Source organism: Pseudomonas sp. Pseusp49, assembly GCF_059491875.1.
Genome location: NZ_CP168514.1, coordinates 2,656,872 through 2,671,162 on the forward strand (window position 1 = coordinate 2,656,872; position 14,291 = coordinate 2,671,162).

Genomic DNA, 14,291 nt, shown 5'->3' on the forward strand with positions numbered 1-14,291 from the left:
ACCGGGCAACGAAGCTACGCATAATCGAGCTTTCGTTCTGCTTTCAGCTGTACAGGTAATAAAAGTTACTGCGATTGACCAGCAATTGGAGGGTGCCCCGGAAAGTTTGATGAATGAAGCCTCAGTGATTCAGCCCCGATCAATCTCAATTAGGAAAACAAGAAAATGGGAACGACATCAAACGGGAAAACAGCCACGGTGACGCCTGTCATTCAGCAGGGCCGACTCGATGGTGCGGAACGGCGCTCTGTAGATTTCGTACCGGTGGCGGAGCGCCATGGCACGGTGCGACATCTAGGTGCGGTCTGGTTAGTTGCCAACATCAACCTGACCGCAATGGCTACCGGCGTTACCACACTGGCGCTTGGCGGTTCACTGTTCTGGACTCTGGTTGCCACCGTGTTCGGTTCACTGTTCGGAACCCTTTTCATGGCCCTGCATTCTTCGCAGGGGCCTCACCTGGGTCTACCGCAGTTAGTTCAGTCCAGAGCGCAGTTCGGATTTTTAGGGGCCGCGATCACGGTGTGGGTCTTCGCCTTTGTGAACTACTTCAACTACAACGTCGCCGACGCGATCCTTGCAGGATCGAGTCTGCATTTCCTCCTCGGGATTCCAACTTCCTGGGGGTTCCCAATCGCGGTATTGATCGCCGGCACCTTGGCGCTGTATGGCTACCGGTGGATCCATCGGGTTAACCGATTCCTGGTCGCACCGCTGGCCCTGACGGTCGTGATACTCACCTTTGCTGCGGTGGCGCGGGGCGGGATTCCTTCGGGTGCTTTCACTCCGGGGCCCATTCAATGGCATTCGTTCGCGACCACCTTCGTAATCGTCGCAGGTTTCCAGCTTGGTTGGGCGCCATACGTATCGGACTACTCCCGCTACCTCCCACCCACCGTTTCCACTCGATCGTCGTTCCTGTGGACCTATCTACCTTCAGCGATATCAGCGCTATGGGTGATCGGCCTTGGCTCCTTGCTCGCGGCAGCGACCCCCGGCGTCTCCGTCATCATGGCGATCGCGCAAGGTGGCGACGCCCTGATGGCAGGAGGTGGTCGAATAGCCGTCGCATTGTTGTTCATCGGTCTTCTGGTGGTGATGGCGCTCAACGCTTACGGAGGCAGCTTGACCCTGATCTCGATCGTTGACTGTTTCCGTCGGGTCCGGCCATCGTTGTTTTTGAGGGGCATCACAATCGTCGCTATGACCCTGTCCGTAGGCGTTGTCGCGGCAATGGTCGGGGAGGAACAATTCAATGTTTTCTATGGAAACGTATTGGTGTTTCTGGCCTATCTGTTCACGCCATGGACTGCAATAAACCTGGTGGACTTTTATATCGTTCGCAAGGGGTGTTATTCGATCCGCGAACTCTTCAATCCGGCCGGTATTTACGGCCGATGGGGATGGCAAGGAAACGTCGCCTATATCGGAGCACTGGTGATGATGGTGCCGTTTTTTGTCACCGAGCCTTTCACCGGATGGATAGCTCACCGGATGGGTGATATCGACATCTCGATGTTTGTAGGTCTTGTAGTCGCCAGCCTCCTCTATTTGCTCACATCTCGGACTCTTGATTTGAGCTACGAGCGAAGCCTGGTGGAAAAAGAAGGAATAGCTGGCGAGCTATGAAGGCAGTCCGATGTTTCGGGCAAAGAATTTATCCCTATCGACACGAAAAAGTAGAGTTAGAACCATGACGACAACCGGCTGGATTTGGGACGAAAGATTTATGACTCATGACACGCGGGCTTGGAGCCTACCGTGGCAGGAACCCATCGACCATCCTGAGAAGGGCGATACCAAGCGACGCTTTGCAAGCCTCGTCAAGCGAAGCGGCCTCGATCAATACCTTGTTCCGTTACCCTTCAGCCCGGCCTCGGAGTCCGATCTGTTGCGGGTACACACTCCGGAGTATGTCGATCGAATCCTGAATCCGACCGGTCCTGTGTGGAGCGATGCAGGCGACGGTGAAACGCCCGTCGGACCAGGATCGGCAGACATTGCCAGACTTGCAGCAGGTGCTGTCATCTCGGCGTTCAATGCAGTTGTATCGGGTACTGTGACGAACGCCTACGCGCTCATTCGACCGCCAGGACATCATGCGATTGCCAGTCAGGGGATGGGCTATTGCATATTCCACAACACCGCGGTCGGAATCCGCCATTTGCAGCAAACAGGAGCGGTGAAACGAGTCGCGGTCATCGACTGGGATGTTCATCATGGTAACGGGACCGAGACCCTTTTTTATGACGATCCGTCAGTGCTGACGATCTCTCTTCACCAGGACGACCTTTACCCCATCGGACGCGGAAAGGTACAAGACATCGGAACGGGTCCCGGACTGGGTGCCAACCTGAATATTCCACTACCCGCAGGGTCTGGCCGAGGGGCCTACCTGGGCGCATTCGAGCGTGTCGTAATGCCTGCGGTGCGCCGTTTTCAACCGGATCTCATCGTGATTGCGAGCGGATTTGACTCCGCTGCGATGGACCCCTTTGGCCGCCAACTCCTGTACTCCGGGGCATATCGCGAGCTGACGACTCAGGTAATGAATCTGGCTGAAGAAGTGTGCAAATCGCGGATCGTCGCTGTGCATGAGGGGGGCTACGATCCGTTGATGGGACCATTCTGCGGTCTCGCCGTGGTTGAAACACTTGCAGGGCGGCGAACCGCAGTCGAGGACCCATGGATGAACACAGTCGCGAATCTTCCGGAACAAGCTTTGTTACCGCACCATGACGCAGCGATACGAGCGTGTGAACAACTTCTCACGGGAGTACCTGATGGGTCCAAGAGCGCGCAATAACGGGGAATTTCAATAGGCTTCCACCGAAGGGGCAAGCCATTTGGTGATGAGGCGCCAGTGCTGACAAGCGCTGCGCCTCGACAAGACTCAGCCCACTGCCTGCAACCAGTTAAGTAAATCCATTTCCAGGCTGCCTGGCTGAGGGGGTTTGGGAGATAACAGGCAATAGCGTGTGCCGTCTTCAATAAATCCTAATGGCGCGGCTAAAACGCCGCTTTGGATATCGTCGCGCACCAAGTGCCATGGGCCAATGGCCACCCCGAGGCCTGCGACAGCCGCCTGGATGCTGAAATAAAAGTGCTCAAAAGATTGCATCTCCATGGCGGGAGCGGGCAGTCCTTTTGCAGTAGCCCACTCCTGCCAAGCTGTGGGTCGGCTATTAGTTTGAAGCAGCGGGGCCGAGGAACGCAGGCATTTCCTGCTTTTGCCAAACCATTGATCTACCTTTTCCGGCCGGCATACAGGGCCGATCTTCTCAGGGAATAGGGTCTCGGCATGATAGTCGGAGGGGCGAGGAAAATCGTCCCGCCGAATGGCCAAGTCGATGCCATGGTCGAATGAAAAGATGCCGCCGCCGGCCACTAAATGAATGTCCAGCCCCCGATGTTGTGTTTGGAAGTCGTTCCAGCGAGGAATCAACCATCGCATTAAAAGCGTTGGCTCGCAGGACAGGACAAGCTGGCGGGTACGACGGGCGTCGGTGCGTATCTCGCGAACTGCCTGGTTCATCAATCCAAGCCCTTCACTAACTGCTTTCGCCAGGCGTTTGCCGGCGTCAGTTAAAAAAACCCTTCGGTTACGCCTCTCGAACAGGTCAACGCCCAGATCCTCTTCAAGCAAACGCACTGCTCGACTTATGGCACCTGGTGTCAGGTGCAGTTCGTCAGCCGCGCGTGCGAAGTTTTCGAACCGTCCGGCGGATTCGAAGCAACGCAACGCGAGCAGAGAAGGCAGGCGAGCCTCGGTGATTAGTGATTTGAAGTCACTATGTTCATCAGAAATCATCGTTATTACCAAAGAGCAGGATCTGTAAACATCGCTTTCTACTACCAGTAATTGAAGGGTGTCGCATGAGCGAATGGATAGCAGTAATCACCATTACAATACTCGCATGCATCAGTCCTGGGCCAGATTTCGCCATGGTTTCTCGCAACGGATTGCTACTGTCTCGACGGGCGGGCGTCCTCACAGCTGCAGGAATTGGTATGGGGGTGCTTGTCCACGTCTGCTATACGCTGCTCGGACTAGGGTTAGTGCTTCAACAAACGCCTTGGTTGTTCAATGCACTGAAGCTGGCTGGAGCTGCGTATCTCGTCTATCTAGGCATCCAGATGCTTCGTTCCAAGCCGGCTATCGAACAGCTGGACGCACCGCCGCCCGCCATGTCCGATCTGGCAGCTCTGCGGACGGGATTTCTCACGAACGCGTTGAATCCGAAAACATCGATCTTCATCGTCAGTCTGTTCATGGGTGTTATACAACCGGACACCGCCCTGACAATGCAAATTGCATATGGGCTGTTTATCGCTGGGGCGCACGCAGTGTGGTTCAGCCTCGTCGCGCTTTGCTTCTCAGCGGGAATGGTGCGCGAAAAATTGGTGGCTGCACGACTATGGATTGACCGAGTTTTTGGCGGCCTGCTCGTGAGCTTCGGGATATTACTGACAATCGCTCAGCGTTCAGCCTGAGTTGAATTAGCCCTTGCGCAGGGCCTTTGAAGCACACCGCCTGTTCGAGGTGTTTCTCGACCTGACTCTTTTGTGTATGAGTCTTTACTTGGGCAGTTTGAATGACCGCTATTCGGGGTGCACTGCCAAAGCCATTCGTTTGTATGAGCAGATGGACCTGCTGAGCCTGCAGCGCCGTGGCAGTTATCGGTTGTACACGGCCCATCGCCTGACGCTGGTGCAGATGATCCGCACGGGCCAGGCGGTGGGGTTCAAGCCGGGACGGCGGAGCCTGAAATGGACAAGGCAGGGTAGGGGTTGCCCCAAGGGACAGAGTCAAGCGCGGGCGTCAGGGCCTGGCACTTCAAGATCATCGTTTTTGTGAAATCACACCACCCATGTATTGATTCAAATCGCGCAGGTCTTTAACGCTCCATGCGTGCGGCGATAGCTTTACACCATTCTTACGCAAGGTTCCTGGAATCAAGTCGCCATTTGGGCGAAGTATTATCGAAGAGACAATCACGCCCGGATAATCATTCAATCGCTTTTTGAAAGCGGACGTTGTCAGATCAGGCGTAGGTGGATTGCTTTTATTGGCCAGTGGTCCTGTTGCCTTGAGATCTGTTCCGTGGCACATGCTGCATCGCTGTAGATAGAGATTTTTTCCATTGGCATTATCCGCGAAGGCCAGTGAAGTTTGAGTCAGCGATAAAATTCCCAGCGAAGCGATGAACAGTATTTTCATTGTTTTTTATCTTCCTTGATGGGCTCAGCGTCGATCGGACGCGATCTGGTGCGCGGGAAAGATATCAGCCGTCGCGTCGGCCCCCAAGCAGTCTGGTCGACCCTTGGCTTGGGTCGATCGGCGATGAGCAGGCATCGAAGCCCAAATCGCGGGCAGCACGGCAAGTACTGTCTACGCAGTATCCCCGGGATGAAAGTCGTGTCTTGCCAGTTCTCAGGCCCGATTGTGTGTCCCGGGCCGAGCGGCCAATTGCGAGCGGGGCGTCAAGATGGCCAAGGCAACTGTCACCATGAAGAGCGCCGGCACGTCACCTGCCAAGTGCCCCATTTGCCCCGGCTGTGTGACCGTCTGGACGGCCATGATTGCTCCGTGTACGGCGCTGGACCACACGGTGAACCAGATCAGGCTCAGATGGGCTAATGGATCACGTGCGGCCAGGATCAAGAACACGCCAAGTGTGGCGTAGATGCCAACGATCATCATCGGGTAGTCCGAGTGACCGACGTGCCAGGCCCAGCCGGACGGCCAGAACAACATGAGTGGGTAGAGAGCAAGGCAGGCGAGGCCAGCCAAAACCAGGGCGACACGCAAATACCTGAGGCGATCGACTAAGGTCATGGCGGACTTCCTCATTGGGCCTGACTCTAATTTGACCCCAAGTGGGGTAATAACGCCTTCACGGGCTTGGTGGATAACAATCTGCTCAATCAGTTCCGGCAGTAGACAAGCATAGGCCTCGTTGCTTGGTGGTGCACGTGTGCCCCTGTAGGTGCTGCCGGAGGCTGCGATCTTTTGATCTTGCTTTTGCGATCTGGAGATTGCTGAGGATCAAAAGATCGCAGCCTTCGGCAGCTCCTACAGATATTTCGTTATCTGTGTTCCCGGGGATTCCGTGAAGAACCTTAGTTAACCATCACCTCGTCCAGCGCCTGCTCGAGGGTGCTGACCGTGCGCTCGATGTTGTGCAGCTTTTCGAGTCCGAACAGACCGATGCGGAAGGTCTGGAAGTCGGCCGGTTCGTCGCATTGCAACGGCACTCCGGCGGCGATCTGCAGGCCGTGGTCGGCAAATTTCCTGCCGCTCTTGATGTCGGCATCATCGGTGTAGCTCACCACTACGCCAGGGGCCTGAAAGCCGGCTGCGGCCACGCTTTTGATGCCTTTGCCGATCAACATTGCGCGCACCCGGTCGCCCAGCGCCTGTTGTTCGCCGCGGACCTTGTCGAAACCGTAGGCTTGCGTCTCTTTCATCACTTCGTTGAATCGCGCGAGGGAATCGCTGGGCATGGTCGCATGGTAGGCATGTCCGCCCTGTTCGTAGGCCTGCATGATCTGCAGCCACTTTTTCAGGTCGCAGGCGAAGCTGCTGCTTTGCGTCTGCTCGATACGGCCAAGGGCCAGGGAACTGAACATCACCAGGGCGCAGCAAGGGGAGGCGCTCCAGCCTTTCTGCGGTGCGCTGATCAGCAGGTCGACTGCGCATTTGTGCATATCAACCCAAATCGTGCCTGAGGCGATGCAGTCCAGCACGAACAGGCCACCCACCGCATGCACGGCGTCGCCCACGGCCCGCAGGTACTCGTCGGGCAGGATAATCCCCGATGAGGTTTCAACGTGGGGGGCGAAGACTATCTGCGGCTTGTGCGCCGCAATGGCTGCCAGCACTTCGTCCAGAGGAGGTGGGGCGTAGGCCGCCTGGCGACCCGTGTCGACCGGTCGGGCTTTCAGCACCGTGGTGGCCGCCGGGATGTTGCCCATCTCAAAGATCTGGCTCCAGCGATAGCTGAACCAACCGTTGCGTATCACCAGGCATGGCTGGTCGGTGGCAAACTGTCGTGCCACCGCTTCCATGCCGAATGTGCCGCTGCCCGGGACCACCGCAACAGCCTGGGCGTTGTAGACCTGTTTCAGGGTCGTGGAAATGTTCTTCATCACGCCTTGAAATGACTGCGACATGTGGTTGAGCGAGCGGTCGGTGTAGACCACTGAGTACTCGACCAGCCCCTCGGGATCGATACTGGGATATAGCTTTGACATGGGGTGACTCCTTTGGCAGGGATCTCAGTGGTATCGACCCTGCCCTAAGCCTTGGCAAATGACAAGATTGCCCGGGATTGAATGGCGACTTCTGTCGAGCGGTTGGCATCATCAGATCGATTGCCGGGCGTAGTAATGCTCGCAGGTGGCGGTTGAGTTATGGGGGAGTGGGCCTTGAAGTGTGCCCCAGAGATCAGGACCGGCATTGGTCTCGCTGCGGGCGAGCGCCAGTAGCTCTCGCCTGCAGTCCTTAAAATAGCCTGGTGATTTCATTCAGGATCCGATCCTGGGTTTGAGTACTTGGCCTGTGGCGATAAGCTACTGCGAGAAAGGCAACGCCTTCGTAGTCGCAGCGAATCGAAAAAGTCATGCCTTCACGCAACCCATAGACTGATCTTTCTCCTGCTTCAACAAAATATCTCGCTTTCGTAAGAGCCGCTCTGGCGTGCTGCAGGCAACCCGTTTGGCTAAGAGAGTGTTGTAGCCAACTGGTTGTGATTCGCACAGACGATGTCTCGCTGTCATCGACAGGTGGTCGAGTAATTTCTTTATTCGCTGCAGTCATGTTCTCGTCGCTGCTGCAAGCGGTCAGCCCCATTGAGATAACACCCAGTAGAAAACCAAGACGAACGCTTGAATGCTTGAGTGGATTTCGCATGGTGGGGCGTACCTGTGATGATCTGCAATGAATGAAGTGTCAGGCCGCACTTGCCGGTTTCCGTGCTGCCCTCAGGACTGCGGGTCGAACCCGAAGACGCGCAGCTCCTGGTCGCAGCGACAGGCCCTGGCGATGCGCGCCGCCCACGCTATGGCCTCATCGCGCGAAGGCAATTCCAGCACGGTGAAGCCGCCGTCGAGCGTGGGCGCCCAAGGATAGCCGCCCATTGCAACCGCGCCGTCGGCAGAGACGAGTATGGGCGGTACGTCGTTGTCGATTCCGCCGCCGAAGACGTAGACACCGGCGGTTTTCGCCTCATCAATCACAGCGTGTGAGTCGCGGCGCACCGCTTCCCATTCGCCATCGGGCACTACCATCGCCGCGCTTGGAAAAGAGATCAGGTATTTAGCCACAGTGCTTCTTCCAGGAATTGATGGCGGTCGTGATGCCTGCGGGCGGCCTGCACCGTCCAATGGACTCGCTGGCTGCTCGGGCAAGCGTTTAAAGGCTAGCGCATTGGGCCACCGCAAGGCTGCCGCTCGTCGGCGACAACTCCTGGCCGAAAGCTGCCCGTTGCGAGGGACTGAAAACGACCCTGGCAGCCAGTCATTTGGCGCCTGCAATAGGTGATTGATACAAAATCCAGAATGGCGAAGTGACGGTCATTCGGGGGGCAGGGCGGAGCGTTCGATTTCGCCTTGCAGCAACGCCAGGGCCCGATCGAAGTCGAAGCGCTCGAGCTGCTGCGCTACCCGGCTCAGACGCCTGGCCAATGCATCATCGAGAGACAGGCGCCGTAACTCATCAAGCGCCTCGATGGCGGCGGTGTCACTCTCGGCCAATAATTGCCTGAGCCGGGTGAGCCGGCCACTGAGTTGCGCCTCGTGTTGCGGCGGCTGCGCCCCTGAAGCCGTTTTTTCCTCGGGCAAAAGCGCCAGCGCGCTCAAAACGGGTATCAAACACTGCCTGACCTCGGTCAAGTGAGCTTGCACGCCATCGCTCGGCTCGCCAGCCCGGCACGCTTGTTCCAGCTGGGCTGCAGCCTGTGCCAGCGCCCTGGCACCGATGTTCCCCGCGTTACCACGCAACGTGTGAGCCATTCGAACAGCCGCCGTCGGATCGGCATCGGTGATTGCCGTTTTGAACTGTGCGACGAAGTTCTTCTGGGTCTCATGGAATGTGCGCAGCAGTCGCAAGTAAAGGGCAGTCTTGCCCGAGCAGGCAGCCAGCCCGGCGACCTGATCGATACCTGCAAGCTCGGTGGGCAACTGTCCTGATGTCTCGGCAACGCTCGTCTCCCGCGCCCGACCGCCACGCCCGGGCCGTGGCTTGATCCACCTGGCCAGCGTGGCGAACATGCTGTCTACATCCAACGGCTTGGACAGGTGGTCATTCATGCCGCAGGCCAGGGCGCGTTCGCGGTCTCCGGCCATGGCGTCGGCGGTCATGGCGATGATCGGCAATGCCGCGAAGTTCGATTGCTGGCGAATCCTGCGGGTCGCGGTATAGCCGTCCATCACCGGCATCTGGCAGTCCATCAGCACACCGTCGAAATCGCTGTCCCGGGCTAACCTGTCGAGGGCCTGTTGGCCATCGAATGCCAGCTCGAGCTCGATGCCTGCCTCTTGCAACAGGTCGCACGCCAGCTCCCTGTTCAGTTCGTTGTCCTCCACCAGCAGCAGGCGCGCCCCCTTCAGGCGTGCCATATTTTCAGCGCTCTGCTCGTTGCGTTCATGGGCGCGGGTAACGGTTTGGGGCGCTTTGCCGAACACTGTGCCTATGGCTTCGAGCAAGGTGGACGGCGTGACCGGCTTGGTCAGCACCACCGGCAGATGTACGTCCTGCTGCCTGGCCTGTTCAAGTAACTCCTCGCGATCAAGGGCGGTGACCATGATGACCGACGGGGTGCGTGCCAGGTTGGCAGAGCGCATCTGGCGGACCGTCTCCACCCCATCCATGCCCGGCATCCGCCAGTCCATCAGGACCAGGTCGAACGGCAACGAATCTTTCTCGGCCTGCGCCAGCATGCGCAGGGCCATGCGACCACTTTCGGCGACGTCCACTTCGACACCGAAGCTGTGCGCCATGCCCGAAAGAATTTCCCGCGCACTGGCGTTGTCATCGACCACCAGCACGCGGATGCCCAGCAGTTCATCGGCGGTGAACATGCGTCGCGCGGTCGCCGCTGCCTGCAGGCCCAGACTCACGCAAAAGTGAAAGGTCGAACCGCTGCCCAGTGTACTTTCGACCCAGATGCGGCCTCCCATCATCTCCACCAGACGCTTGGAAATCGCCAGGCCCAGGCCGGTCCCTCCGTACCTGCGAGTGGTGGAACTGTCGGCCTGGATGAAAGACTGAAAAATTCTTTGGCATTGCTCTTCGCTCATGCCGATGCCCGTGTCACGCACCCAGAAATGCAGCTCGACCTTGCCCTCGTCACTCCCGACGCGCTCGATGCCCAGCACGATTTCACCCTGTTCGGTGAACTTCGTCGCGTTGTTGCCCAGGTTGGCCAGGACCTGGCCCAGCCGCAGCGGGTCGCCAATCAGTGCGGTCGGCAGATCGGCTACCGTGCTGTAGAGCAGTTCCAGGCCTTTATCCTCGGCCCTCAGGCCCACCACGTTGGTGAAATTCTCCAGCACGTCTTCCAGGCGGAACGGAATAAGCTCCAGGTCCATCCTGCCGGCTTCGATCTTGGAGAAATCGAGGATGTCGTTGATGATCCCCAGCAGGCTTTCCGCCGAGCGATGCACCTTCACAATGTAGTTGCGTTGCCGGTTATCGAGGTCGGTGCGCAGCGCCAGGTGACTCATGCCGATAATGGCATTCATCGGCGTGCGGATTTCATGGCTCATGTTGGCCAGGAACTCGCTCTTGGCCCGTGTCGCTTCTTCGGCGATTTCCCGGGCGTGCTGCACTTGCGCCTCGGCGGCCTTGCGGTCGGTGATGTCGTAATACCAGCTGGCGCTGATGTTGCGCTCACCGAGTGTCAGGGGTACGGCCGAGAGCAAGACATCGAAACGTTCTCCTCCATCGCGCTGCAGGCTGGCCTCGAAGTTTAAAACCGCGCCCTTGGCGGCTGCGGCCAGGAAGCGGTCGTGTGCCTGTGCATCGCACCAGAAGCGACTTTCATCCATCTCCCCCAGTTGCTCGCGGCTGACGCCGAACAGGCCCTCCAGCTCCGGGTTGCAGTAACTCAGGCGGCCATCATCGCCACGGATCAGCATGGCCACCGGACTGCTGTCCAATACCGCACGCAACTGCGTTTCGCTGGACTTGAGCGCCGCTTGCATCTGCCGTCGCTCGCTGACATCGCGAACAGAAGCGCAGATACAGGTGCCACGCCCCTCCAGAAGCGGTAAGTGCGACAGGCCGATCTCCACGGAAAACAGGCTGCCATCCTTGCGAAGGCCCTTGAGGTCATCGAGTTTCGCGCCCATCTGCCGGGTGCTGCCATGGGCGATGAAGCCATTGCGCAACGCCACATGCCGACCGCGCGCCGCGTCAGGCACCAGCCGCTCGATGGTCTCGCCCACCAGTTCACCCGTGGCATAACCGAACAGCGTGTCCAGCTGCGGGTTGGTCATCAGGATCTCGCCCTCGGCATTGATGACGATCATGCCGTCCGGTGCCGCCTCGAGGATCGCGCGATACCAGGCCTTGGTGGCACGCAAGGCCGTCTGTTGTGCCTCCAGCTCCTTGGATTGCAGCTCCAGCCGCAAGGCCTGCTGACCCATTTCATCGGCCTGGCGCCGGGTTTCGCTCAGCAAGGATTGCACCGCCAGGTGACGCTCCATCACCGCCATGGCACCGGCCAGGCGTGGCATGGCCTCCTGCAACAGCGACTGTTCACGGGCCCCCAGCGCTTGATAACCCGCCAGCTCGAGCATGCCGAGTAAACGCTCACCACGCAAAACCGGCTGTACCAGCAGATAGCTGGCCGGCACTTCACCCAACTGCGAATGCAAGCGTCCGAGCGGCTGCGTCAGCCCCTGCAATTCACGGGGCGCACGATCCAGCGCGCACTGCCCTAGAAGGCCGGCTCCCAGAGCCACCGTCGGCGCCGGCGGGTAATCGGGATCGGTCGCGTAACCGCCAATCAATTGCAGGCTTTGATCCTGCTCTTGCAGGCTATAGAGCACGCCCCGGTAGATGCCGAGCATGCTCGCCATATGCCGCAAAAAGACCTGGGCCAGCTCCCGTGGCGTTTCCGCTTGTGGCAAGTCAGCCTGGAGTTGCTCGGTTTGCGCCTTGACCCAGCGTTGGCGTTCCAATTGTTGCGACTCGGTCTGCAGCGTCGCGATGGCACGCGCCAGATCACCGGTTTCATTTTGCAGATCGGTATGGGGAATCGTCCCGTCCAGTCGGCCGGCGGTCAGCTCGTCAACGGCGGCGCGAACCCGGTAAAGGGGCAGGCGAATCGAGCGGCTGATCAACCATCCCATCAACCACGCCAGTGCCAGGCCGCCCAGCAGCAATTGATAAGTGAGCCGGGTGCTGCGCCCGGCAAAGTCTGCGATCTGTTTGGCCGTGTCATGAATGGAGGCCTGTTTGATTCGCGCCATCTCCTTGAGCAAGTTGTCCCCGCGCTCATCCAGCCCCTGAAACCCGATGCTATTGATCATCCGCAAGGCTTGCGCCTGATCCCCAGCGGCCAGTTCCAGTGCTGCCTCACTGTCGTGCAGCAAACGCTTCAACAAAACCTCGAACGTGGCGAATCGCTCCTGGTTTTCCTCGCGCCAGAGGGTCGGTTGTGTCTGTAGCAGCGCCTCTTGAAGATGTTGTCGAGCCTCACGAAATTGTTCGATGCCCTTGCTACGATCATCTGCGTTGTTGCCGCCGACGGCATGCTGCAATCCCTGCATGAGATGCGACATCTGCACCCGTGCTTCCTGCAAGGGTTCGATGCCCGCCAACTCATGCTGGTACAGCCTCTGCATATCCGTTTTCAACAAATCCTGGGTACGCAGGCTCTGCACGCCGAGCACCAGAACCAGCGCCCCCAGCGTCGCGAAGCCGAGGATCAGCTTGATACGAAGAGGCAGGCGTTCAAGCTGAGCGAGTACTCGGGTCATGGCAATTCCCGTTGATGAAAAACCGGCGCGTTGACCGTTCAGGGTTTCTGGAGAGTGCGTTGCAGGTCGACCAGCCTGGCCATGTCCTGGTCGCTGTCCGCAAAACGCTCGGCGATGACATGGAATTGCTCGGCGTTGGCAAGGAAGGCATCACAGACGTCTGGGTCGAAGTGGCTCGCGCGCCCCTGCCGAATGATCTCCACGGCCTGTTCATGCGGCATTCCAGCCTTGTACACACGACGACTGATCAATGCGTCATAGACATCCGCCACCGCCATCAATCGGGCACTCATCGGGATTTCTTCGCCAACCAGTCCCTGCGGGTAGCCGCTGCCATCCCACTTTTCCTGGTGGCTGTAGGCGATTTCCTTGGCCATGCGCAGAAAGTCCACCGAAAGGCCCAACTGATCCTCTGCACGCTGGATGGCATCGCGCCCCAGGGTGGTGTGGGTCTTCATGATCTCGAATTCTTCCGGGGTGAATCGCCCCGGCTTGAGCAGGATGTGATCAGGAATGCCGATCTTGCCGATATCGTGCAGGGGTGCCGACCGGAACAGCTGGCGGATGCTGTCATCGTTCAGGAATTGACTGAAACGCGGATGATCGCGTAACAGTTCAGCCAGCAGCCTGACGTAGTGTTGGGTACGACGGATGTGGTTACCCGTCTCGTTGTCGCGGGTCTCGGCCAGCGAAGCCATGGCCTGGATAGTGACGTCCTGAATGGCTATGACCTCACGGGTGCGGCGCTGGACTTCCTGTTCAAGGAAGTCGTTCTGATCGCGAAGGAAGTCAGCCGCGGCCTTGATCTTCAGTTGGGTCTGCACCCGGGCCAGGACCAGTGGCGGACTGATCGGCTTGGTGATGTAGTCGACCGCGCCCAGCTCCAGGCCCTGGATTTCGTTTTCCATTGACGCCAGGGCCGTGAGGAAAATGATTGGAATCTGGCGGGTGCGCGGATCTTGCTGCAGCTGACGGGCCACCTCATGACCCGACAGCCCCGGCATCATGATGTCGAGCAGGATCAGGTCCGGCAGTGGGTTGTTTTGCAGCACGCGCAACGCCGTTTCGCCGCTGTTGGCGGCCTTGACCCGATACCTGTCCTTGAGCAGGTCGGTCATCAGCATCAAGTTGTCTGGCGTGTCATCGACCACCAGGACGGTGGCCGCAGGATAAACATCCTGTTCAATGCCCATGTCTTTAGGCTCCGCTGCCCGATGAAGGAATGCGCAAAGTCCCTCTATTGCAGACAAGCGTAGCTCTATTCGTCGCAATTGCTGATGGAGAGCCAAGGCAGCTCAATA

12 protein-coding genes are annotated in these 14,291 nt (G+C 58.5%); 4 read left to right on the forward strand and 8 right to left on the reverse strand.

Annotated features, from left to right (window positions below):
* Positions 1–165: 165 nt before the first annotated feature.
* Both ACEN83_RS12050 and ACEN83_RS12055 read left to right on the forward strand, forming a co-directional pair.
* A complete protein-coding gene (locus ACEN83_RS12050; protein WP_116582170.1) occupies positions 166–1,629 on the forward strand; it encodes a purine-cytosine permease family protein in 1,464 nt (487 codons plus the stop codon).
* Between the two features lie 64 nt (positions 1,630–1,693).
* Positions 1,694–2,806: a class II histone deacetylase gene (locus tag ACEN83_RS12055; RefSeq protein WP_495580411.1), complete on the forward strand. Its 1,113-nt coding sequence runs from the start codon at positions 1,694–1,696 to the stop codon at positions 2,804–2,806.
* A gap of 87 nt (positions 2,807–2,893) precedes the next feature.
* Here the strand turns inward: ACEN83_RS12055 and ACEN83_RS12060 are convergent, their stop codons facing one another.
* Positions 2,894–3,811: a LysR family transcriptional regulator gene (locus ACEN83_RS12060; protein WP_495580412.1), complete on the reverse strand. Its 918-nt coding sequence runs from the start codon at positions 3,809–3,811 to the stop codon at positions 2,894–2,896.
* 65 nt (positions 3,812–3,876) lie between these two features.
* Here ACEN83_RS12060 and ACEN83_RS12065 point away from each other — a divergent pair, with 65 nt between their 5' ends.
* A complete protein-coding gene (locus ACEN83_RS12065; protein WP_218479857.1) occupies positions 3,877–4,494 on the forward strand; it encodes a LysE family translocator in 618 nt (205 codons plus the stop codon).
* Positions 4,495–4,645: 151 nt separating this feature from the next.
* Positions 4,646–4,858 carry a hypothetical protein gene (locus ACEN83_RS12070; protein ID WP_495580870.1) on the forward strand — a complete coding sequence of 71 codons (213 nt, stop codon included), beginning with the start codon at positions 4,646–4,648 and terminating at the stop codon, positions 4,856–4,858.
* Here ACEN83_RS12070 and ACEN83_RS12075 read toward each other — a convergent pair.
* The 7 genes from ACEN83_RS12075 to ACEN83_RS12105 form a co-directional block, all read right to left on the reverse strand.
* On the reverse strand, positions 4,844–5,221 hold the full coding sequence (locus ACEN83_RS12075; protein WP_495580413.1) for a c-type cytochrome: 378 nt from the start codon (positions 5,219–5,221) through the stop codon (positions 4,844–4,846). The two genes, ACEN83_RS12070 and ACEN83_RS12075, sit on opposite strands and share 15 nt — an antisense overlap.
* Positions 5,222–5,434: 213 nt before the next feature.
* A complete protein-coding gene (locus ACEN83_RS12080; protein WP_495580414.1) occupies positions 5,435–5,839 on the reverse strand; it encodes a DUF6632 domain-containing protein in 405 nt (134 codons plus the stop codon).
* Positions 5,840–6,123: 284 nt separating this feature from the next.
* Positions 6,124–7,257: an aminotransferase class V-fold PLP-dependent enzyme gene (locus tag ACEN83_RS12085; RefSeq protein ID WP_495580415.1), complete on the reverse strand. Its 1,134-nt coding sequence runs from the start codon at positions 7,255–7,257 to the stop codon at positions 6,124–6,126.
* Positions 7,258–7,507: 250 nt separating this feature from the next.
* Entirely contained in the window at positions 7,508–7,915 is a 408-nt protein-coding gene (locus tag ACEN83_RS12090) for a hypothetical protein (protein ID WP_495580416.1), read from the reverse strand.
* Between the two features lie 71 nt (positions 7,916–7,986).
* A complete protein-coding gene (locus tag ACEN83_RS12095; protein ID WP_495580417.1) occupies positions 7,987–8,328 on the reverse strand; it encodes a YciI family protein in 342 nt (113 codons plus the stop codon).
* Positions 8,329–8,577: 249 nt separating this feature from the next.
* Positions 8,578–12,990 carry a response regulator gene (locus tag ACEN83_RS12100; RefSeq protein ID WP_495580418.1) on the reverse strand — a complete coding sequence of 1,471 codons (4,413 nt, stop codon included), beginning with the start codon at positions 12,988–12,990 and terminating at the stop codon, positions 8,578–8,580.
* Positions 12,991–13,028: 38 nt separating this feature from the next.
* Positions 13,029–14,183, reverse strand: coding sequence for a response regulator (locus ACEN83_RS12105; RefSeq protein WP_495580419.1), 1,155 nt, complete (start codon positions 14,181–14,183; stop codon positions 13,029–13,031).
* Positions 14,184–14,291: the final 108 nt, after the last annotated feature.

What these genes read in the sequence shown, in the direction of transcription:
- ACEN83_RS12105 (WP_495580419.1), bottom strand. Translation starts at nt 14,183, where the DNA reads ATGGGCATTGAACAGGATGTTTATCCTGCGGCCACCGTCCTGGTGGTC.
- ACEN83_RS12055 (WP_495580411.1), top strand. Translation starts at nt 1,694, where the DNA reads ATGACGACAACCGGCTGGATTTGGGACGAAAGATTTATGACTCATGAC.
- ACEN83_RS12060 (WP_495580412.1), bottom strand. Translation starts at nt 3,811, where the DNA reads ATGATTTCTGATGAACATAGTGACTTCAAATCACTAATCACCGAGGCT.
- ACEN83_RS12050 (WP_116582170.1), top strand. Translation starts at nt 166, where the DNA reads ATGGGAACGACATCAAACGGGAAAACAGCCACGGTGACGCCTGTCATT.
- ACEN83_RS12080 (WP_495580414.1), bottom strand. Translation starts at nt 5,839, where the DNA reads ATGACCTTAGTCGATCGCCTCAGGTATTTGCGTGTCGCCCTGGTTTTG.
- ACEN83_RS12075 (WP_495580413.1), bottom strand. Translation starts at nt 5,221, where the DNA reads ATGAAAATACTGTTCATCGCTTCGCTGGGAATTTTATCGCTGACTCAA.
- ACEN83_RS12090 (WP_495580416.1), bottom strand. Translation starts at nt 7,915, where the DNA reads ATGCGAAATCCACTCAAGCATTCAAGCGTTCGTCTTGGTTTTCTACTG.
- ACEN83_RS12085 (WP_495580415.1), bottom strand. Translation starts at nt 7,257, where the DNA reads ATGTCAAAGCTATATCCCAGTATCGATCCCGAGGGGCTGGTCGAGTAC.
- ACEN83_RS12100 (WP_495580418.1), bottom strand. Translation starts at nt 12,990, where the DNA reads ATGACCCGAGTACTCGCTCAGCTTGAACGCCTGCCTCTTCGTATCAAG.
- ACEN83_RS12070 (WP_495580870.1), top strand. Translation starts at nt 4,646, where the DNA reads ATGGACCTGCTGAGCCTGCAGCGCCGTGGCAGTTATCGGTTGTACACG.
- ACEN83_RS12065 (WP_218479857.1), top strand. Translation starts at nt 3,877, where the DNA reads ATGAGCGAATGGATAGCAGTAATCACCATTACAATACTCGCATGCATC.